This window comes from uncultured Brachyspira sp., from assembly GCF_944390845.1.
Taxonomy (GTDB): Bacteria; Spirochaetota; Brachyspiria; order Brachyspirales; family Brachyspiraceae; genus Brachyspira; species Brachyspira pulli.
The window spans coordinates 1-6,336 of record NZ_CALXRM010000118.1 but is presented as its reverse complement, the minus strand read 5'-3'; the positions used below and the strand labels follow the sequence as shown (position 1 = coordinate 6,336).

Sequence of the window (6,336 nt, the reverse complement as noted above, 5' to 3'; positions counted from 1 at the left end):
AAATATGGCTTTACTAATAAACAAATTAGTTTAAAAGAGAATATTATTATTAAAAATAATAATAGGCATAATGAAATAACAGAAGAATTAGCAAAAGATATTTTATCAAATTCTTTGTATAAACCTGAATATATTTTAAAAGGCAATCCTGAAAAACAAAATTATCATAATTTTATTACAAGAATAGGAGAAGATAAAAATACTATTGTTCTGTTAGATATAGATGAAACAAAAGATTATTATGAGATAGTAAATTATCATATAATAGATGATGATGGGATTTTTTGGAAAAAGAAAAAAGATGAAAAAATAAGAAATAAAAAAAGCTAGTGGAGAGGACTCACATTCCCTCTATCGTATCAATTTAGTAAATACTAAATATCACGGCAGTCGAGTGAGATTTTCTGCAGTTCGCACTAGCTATAATTTATTTTAACATAGTTTTGTAATAAGTAAAGATAAAAGATAAAAATAATTAATTAAAAACATTCATTAATAAACTAACTATCGTATAAATCTTTTTTGAAAAAACAAGGTTTAGAAGATAAGCCTATTTTATTAAAAAAGAATATAATTGAAAAAAATAAATTAAATCACCCTGATATTACGGAAGAAGAGGCTAAAAGAATAATAGGAAATGCTTTATATAGACCAGAATTAATATTAAAGGCAAATGCTGAAAAGACAGCATATCATAATTTTATATCAAGAACAGATGATAAACATAGCGATTTAGTATTGTTAGAATTATCAGATAAAAAAGAAAATTATGAAATAATTAATTATCATGTAATAAAAAATAGACAGAGAGAACAAAAGGAAAAACTAGATACAATTATAAAAGAGAATAGCTAGAATGGGAGGACAGCCAGTCCATAACTAGTATGGGATTCCCTCCATCGTATCAATTTAGTAAATACTAAATATCACGGCAGGCGAGGCTGATTTTCTGCAGTTCATTCTAGCTCTATATATTTAGTTTAACAAAGTTTTTATGATAAGTCAATAAAAAAGATAAAAAATAATTAATTAAAAACATTCATTAATAAACTAACTATCGTATAAATCTTTTTTAATTTTTTATTTTATACTTCTAATATTAGATAAATGGAAACAGGATAATGAAATTTAAAAAGAAATGGCAATTATCGAAGCCGTATCAAATCTAATAATTGCCATTGATACTTTAATAACTGCTATAGCACAGATTATTAAACAGTAAGAAAAACGTGGGGAATTATTCTGTTCCATAACTTCCCACTTTATATAATTATATCAAATATTCGTTGTAGGTCAATATATACTAAAAATTTTTAAGTTTGTCAATTTTTTTATTCAACTTTTTCCCGCCGCACACGCTCTGCGGACTTCGTCAAAGTTGCAAAAAGTGCAAGTATAAAATCAGTACTAAATCATACTAAATTCGTGTTACATGTAAGATAAATTATTAATTTTGTACAATAATAAGTAATCAACCGCACATATAGTGGGCATTTGATAAGATCAAACAGTGCTGTGCTGAAAGGTGCCGCAGCTAGCGGTTGACAAAATATAGTTGTTTAGGTATATACTCAAATTAAAATTACTTATTATAAATCATAAATATAAATAACTTCTTCTATATCTTCATCATCTATTTTTAGAGTGTTTTTAGTACCTGAATCTTTGAATCCGTTTTTCTCATAGAACTCTTTTGCTCTTTCATTCTTATCGAAAACACAAAGACATATTTTTTTATAACCTAAATCTTTTATATATTTGACAGCATGCTCTAATAATAAACGGCCTATTCCAGAGCCTTGATATATAGGGTGAACATATAATGATATTATCTCGCCGTAGCCTTCCATATTGCATCTGCTTTTGCCATGCGAAACAACTGCTATAGGCTTATCATCAATATATGCAATATGAGCCTCTCTAGTTTTATTATTTATACCGTCTTCAAATTCTTCACACCAATCATCTAAATATATTCGCTTTAAATATGAATCAGGTATAATATTTTTATAAGCATCTTTCCAACATATAGCATGCAATTTGCTTATATCAAAAACATCTTTTAATTCAGCTTTCTTTATTGTTATATCCATTTAATTTTATACCTCTATATGAAGATTTTTTTATTATAAAATTATATAGAACTTAAATTTCTTAAAGCATTACTTATAAGATCTTCAGTACTCATATTCGCTTTATTTTCTATTGATGATAAAGCCTTAATAGCTTCATTATTTGAAAAACCTAATGATATCAAAGCCTTTATAACATCACTTTCATTATCATTATAATTTTTTATCATTGACGGAGAAACATTAATATCAATCTTTTCTATCTTATCTCTAAGTTCAAATAAAAGTTTCTCTGCCTTTTTTAAGCCCATACCGGGAACTTTCTTTAATAAATTAATATCTTTATTAAAAAGTATATGCATCAAATCATTTATAGAATAGGTAGAAAGTATTTCCATAGCAAGTTTCGGCCCTACTCCTGATGTGGACATAAGAGTTGAAAACATTTTCTTTTCTTCTCTTGTAGCAAAACCATAAAGAATCATAGCATCTTCTTTGTGTATAAGCTGGGTATATAATCTTATATTATCATCGTTTTTTACTTCCAATTTCTTTGATACTATAATCTCATACCCTACCCCATTACAAAGAATAGCAATGATACCTTCCGATATAAGACAAACTTTACCTTCTATAAAAGCAAACATATTATTATAAACTAGCCTCGTATTCTAATTCTGTTATAGCAGCAATCATTTTATCAGTTGTTACTTTGCTCTCATCGTATTCTACTTCAGCACAAGCATTTTCTAAACTTACATTAACTTTGCTTACGCCTTCTAAAGCTGTAAGTTCTTCAGTAACTGCCTTAACACAATTTTGACAGCCCATTCCTTTTATTTTTATAACTACATTTTTCATTTAAACACCTCTTTGTTTTAATTATCTAACAAATTATATACTACATAAAGGTATTTTTCAATAATATAGAATATCAAAATATATTATTTTTTATTTATTTTCATCATTTTTTATTTTTTCTGTTTCTTCTTTATATAAATTAAATACCACACTCATTTCGGTTCCTACATTTTCTTCACTCTTTATATTTATATCAGCATTATAATAATTACATATATTCTTTACTATTGTAAGACCAAGACCTGTACCATGAACTTTTAGGTACTTATTGTTTTTAACTCTAAAAAATCTCTCAAATATTCTATTTAAATATTGAGGTGCTATTCCGCAGCCTGTATCTTTTACTGTGAATATAGCTTTATCAGCCTTTTGTTTTAATGATATTTTCACATCACCGCCGTCATCTGTGTATTTTATGGCATTATCAACTAAATTATTAACTACCTCTGTAATCTTTTCTTTATTAGCCATTATAACAGCTGATTCAATATCCAAATCTATATTTATATCTCTTTGTTCTGCCTTTATTCTGTTACTTTCAAATACATCAAGTACTACATCTTTAATATCTATTTGCTCATCAATAGTTTCCTTCCAATTAGCTTCTATTCTGCTTAATGTAAGCATATCAACTACAAGGTCTTTCATTCTTAATGCTTCATTATTTATACGTTTAATAAAATCATCTTTATTTTTTCCGCCGCCTGTTGCTATAAGAAGTTCAGAATATCCTATTATAGAAGTAAGAGGAGTTTTTAATTCATGAGATGCATTTATAAAGAAGTCCTGCTTTTCTATTTCTACCTTTCTTATATCAGTAACATCTTCAAATTTAATCAATGCTGATATATTTTCATTATTACGTATAGGTACAATACTAATCTCTATATCCATAGTATGTTCTTTAACATCAAATTTAGAAAATCTGCTGAACTCTATGGCATTATCTATCTTTTCTATTACATCTTCATCAGTGATAATTTCACTAAGTTCTTTTATATTACTTTCAGATATTTCAAGCAAATCTAATGCATATTGGTTAATGAAAAATATTTCTTTATTCTTATTAACTGCTATAATACCTTGAGCTATATTCTCAAGCACATAATTCAATTTTTCTTTTTCTGTTTGATAACCTGTAATATTTTCATTCAAACTCACAGCAAGTTCATTAATATCATATAGAATACTGTTAATATCGTTATATCCTGTAAGATTTTTCGGGACTGTAGATTTATTATTGTATATATTATCAAGAGTTTCCTTTATCATATAGAAAGGAATCATGATATTTCTGCTCATTAAAGGAAGAACCAAAGACATAACAATAATAACAATACCTATAACCATAACTGCTGTAAATAGGAAACTTATCAAATATTTATTTACAGAATCTATAGGTATTGATACCCTAAGTATATAATCTCTATTATCATCAGCTTTAATTTTTTTGGATACATACATATATGGTGTCTGCTGACTAATAGAAGTATTTATAGAAAAAGCAGGTTTATTTTCTGTACTATGCAATGCTGCTATAACATCGCTTCTATTAGTATGATTCCCCATAGGATTTTTAGTGGTACCCGACAATGTATCAGCAACAACCATACCATTTGTGGAAATGATACTTATTCTTAATTCTTTTTTATCAGACTGAAGTACAAATCTTTTAAAAGCATCTTCTGTTTGTATATCATATAAATCAATCTCTTTTTCAAGCATCTCCATAATGTTTACTATCATAACTTGGCTATACTTAATATTATTGTATTGCACTGTAAACAATATACCTATAAACATTAAGGCACTTGATAGTATCAAAATGAGTAATGATTTATAAAATATATTCTTAATCATAGTATTTGTTTATTACACTTCAGTTAATTTATAACCCATACCTCTAACAGTAATAATATTTTCTTTTGTCAAATCCAATTTCTGTCTGATAGACTTTATATGCATATCAATGGTTCTAGTTTCCATTGAATGATCCACTCCCCATACTTCTTCAAGCATAGTTTCTCTGTCTACAACATTATTTGCATTTTCCATTAATAATTTAAGCAAATCAAATTCTTTCTGGGTTAAAATAACCTGCCTATCTCCGACAAATACGCTTCTCTTTTTAACTACAAGCTTTATTTCTCCGAAAGTAAGCTCTTCAGCATCAAGTCTTACATCTTTTTTTCTCAAATTTGATTTGATTCTAGCAAGAAGTTCCAAAACAGAGAAAGGTTTAGGCATATAATCATCAGCACCTAAATTAAGTCCTGTAACTATATTAATTTCACTTGCCTTTGCTGTCAGCATTATTACTTTAATTGGAAGATGTGCATAATCGGTTCTTATAATCTTTAAGATTTCAGTACCCTCTATATCTGGAAGCATTATGTCTAACAAAACTAGATTAGGCGTCTGCTTTTTTAATGCTTCAAGCATATCATTACCATTTGAAAAGCATTCTATAGTATATCCTGCTTCTTCAACTGTGTACTTAATAAGATCTCTAATATTGTCATCATCTTCTACTGAGTAAATAAGTTCTTTATTCATAAAACAAACTACCAAAATAATATATTTTTTTGTTATATAATTGTATATTTTTACTACTTAATATACAAATAATATACAGCAATAATAATATAATAAAAATTTACATTTTTGTCAAAATTTTTATGCTCAACTTTCTAATATTATTATTTTATAATAACTTTGATACCAAACATTATGTAAAAAATATTCAATTTAAATGTTGACTTATACTATGTTTAATATTAAAATTATCCTATGAAACAAGATTTAACACCTATATTAGAAAATTATTTAGAAACTATTTACAACTTAGAAGTAGAAAAAAATTTTAAAGAAGCTATTAGAATAACAGACATAGCAGATGTTGTAGGACGTTCAAAAGCCAGTGTTAATACTGCCATAAAATCATTATCAAAATTAGGTCATATTAAACATGAACATTATGGCGATATAGAATTAACAGATTCAGGCAGAGCTATAGGAAAAGATATTGCCGAAAGACATGCTATATTCTATTACTTCCTTACAAAAGTATTAAATGTAGATGAAAAAATAGCTGATGAAGAAGCTTGTCTTATAGAACATGCTATGAGTAAAGATACTGTGCATAAATTCAAAGAGTTTCTTTGCGGATACTGTAAAAAAGAAAATATATTTAACAATTCAAATAAAAATTAATACAGTTAATAGAATATATTATCCGCAATTAAGTTTTTAATAATACTATAAGCTTTTTACTGTATATATTACTCTATTTTTTACACATATTTATATAAAACTATTTCCACTTTATAGTATATACCTAAACAATTATATTTTGTCAAAAATAATTTTTTTAAATTTTAAATATCTGCAGGGCTTTGCCCCG

The 6,336-nt window shown here is 26.6% G+C and carries 8 protein-coding genes; 3 read left to right on the top strand and 5 right to left on the bottom strand.

Translation table 11 applies throughout. The features are described 5' to 3' along the window. Both Q0K52_RS14460 and Q0K52_RS14455 read left to right on the top strand, forming a co-directional pair. Window positions 1–330 (top strand): hypothetical protein (locus Q0K52_RS14460; RefSeq protein WP_297300587.1); only part of this gene is annotated, 330 nt, incomplete at its 5' end. 192 nt (window positions 331–522) lie between these two features. Next, window positions 523–855 (top strand): hypothetical protein, encoded by a 333-nt coding sequence (locus tag Q0K52_RS14455; RefSeq protein WP_297300586.1) that lies wholly within the window; start codon window positions 523–525, stop codon window positions 853–855. Between the two features lie 734 nt (window positions 856–1,589). Here the strand turns inward: Q0K52_RS14455 and Q0K52_RS14450 are convergent. The 5 genes from Q0K52_RS14450 to Q0K52_RS14430 form a co-directional block, all read right to left on the bottom strand. Continuing rightward, window positions 1,590–2,093 carry a GNAT family N-acetyltransferase gene (locus Q0K52_RS14450; RefSeq protein ID WP_297300585.1) on the bottom strand — a complete coding sequence of 168 codons (504 nt, stop codon included), beginning with the start codon at window positions 2,091–2,093 and terminating at the stop codon, window positions 1,590–1,592. A 41-nt stretch (window positions 2,094–2,134) separates the two neighbouring features. Further along, window positions 2,135–2,719: a Holliday junction branch migration protein RuvA gene (ruvA, locus tag Q0K52_RS14445; protein ID WP_297300584.1), complete on the bottom strand. Its 585-nt coding sequence runs from the start codon at window positions 2,717–2,719 to the stop codon at window positions 2,135–2,137. 4 nt (window positions 2,720–2,723) lie between these two features. Then, window positions 2,724–2,933, bottom strand: a complete 210-nt coding sequence (locus Q0K52_RS14440) for a heavy-metal-associated domain-containing protein (protein ID WP_297300583.1) — start codon at window positions 2,931–2,933, stop codon at window positions 2,724–2,726. Window positions 2,934–3,023: 90 nt separating this feature from the next. Continuing rightward, a complete protein-coding gene (locus Q0K52_RS14435; protein WP_297300582.1) occupies window positions 3,024–4,793 on the bottom strand; it encodes a cell wall metabolism sensor histidine kinase WalK in 1,770 nt (589 codons plus the stop codon). 12 nt (window positions 4,794–4,805) lie between these two features. Further along, the gene (locus tag Q0K52_RS14430) at window positions 4,806–5,489 is read right to left on the bottom strand and encodes a response regulator transcription factor (RefSeq protein WP_297300581.1); all 684 of its coding nucleotides are present in this window, start codon (window positions 5,487–5,489) and stop codon (window positions 4,806–4,808) included. A gap of 234 nt (window positions 5,490–5,723) precedes the next feature. Here Q0K52_RS14430 and Q0K52_RS14425 point away from each other — a divergent pair, with 234 nt between their 5' ends. Next, window positions 5,724–6,146: a metal-dependent transcriptional regulator gene (locus Q0K52_RS14425; protein WP_297300580.1), complete on the top strand. Its 423-nt coding sequence runs from the start codon at window positions 5,724–5,726 to the stop codon at window positions 6,144–6,146. Window positions 6,147–6,336 lie beyond the last annotated feature (190 nt).

What these genes read in the sequence shown, in the direction of transcription:
- Q0K52_RS14425 (WP_297300580.1), top strand. Translation starts at nt 5,724, where the DNA reads ATGAAACAAGATTTAACACCTATATTAGAAAATTATTTAGAAACTATT.
- ruvA (WP_297300584.1), bottom strand. Translation starts at nt 2,719, where the DNA reads ATGTTTGCTTTTATAGAAGGTAAAGTTTGTCTTATATCGGAAGGTATC.
- Q0K52_RS14430 (WP_297300581.1), bottom strand. Translation starts at nt 5,489, where the DNA reads ATGAATAAAGAACTTATTTACTCAGTAGAAGATGATGACAATATTAGA.
- Q0K52_RS14440 (WP_297300583.1), bottom strand. Translation starts at nt 2,933, where the DNA reads ATGAAAAATGTAGTTATAAAAATAAAAGGAATGGGCTGTCAAAATTGT.
- Q0K52_RS14435 (WP_297300582.1), bottom strand. Translation starts at nt 4,793, where the DNA reads ATGATTAAGAATATATTTTATAAATCATTACTCATTTTGATACTATCA.
- Q0K52_RS14450 (WP_297300585.1), bottom strand. Translation starts at nt 2,093, where the DNA reads ATGGATATAACAATAAAGAAAGCTGAATTAAAAGATGTTTTTGATATA.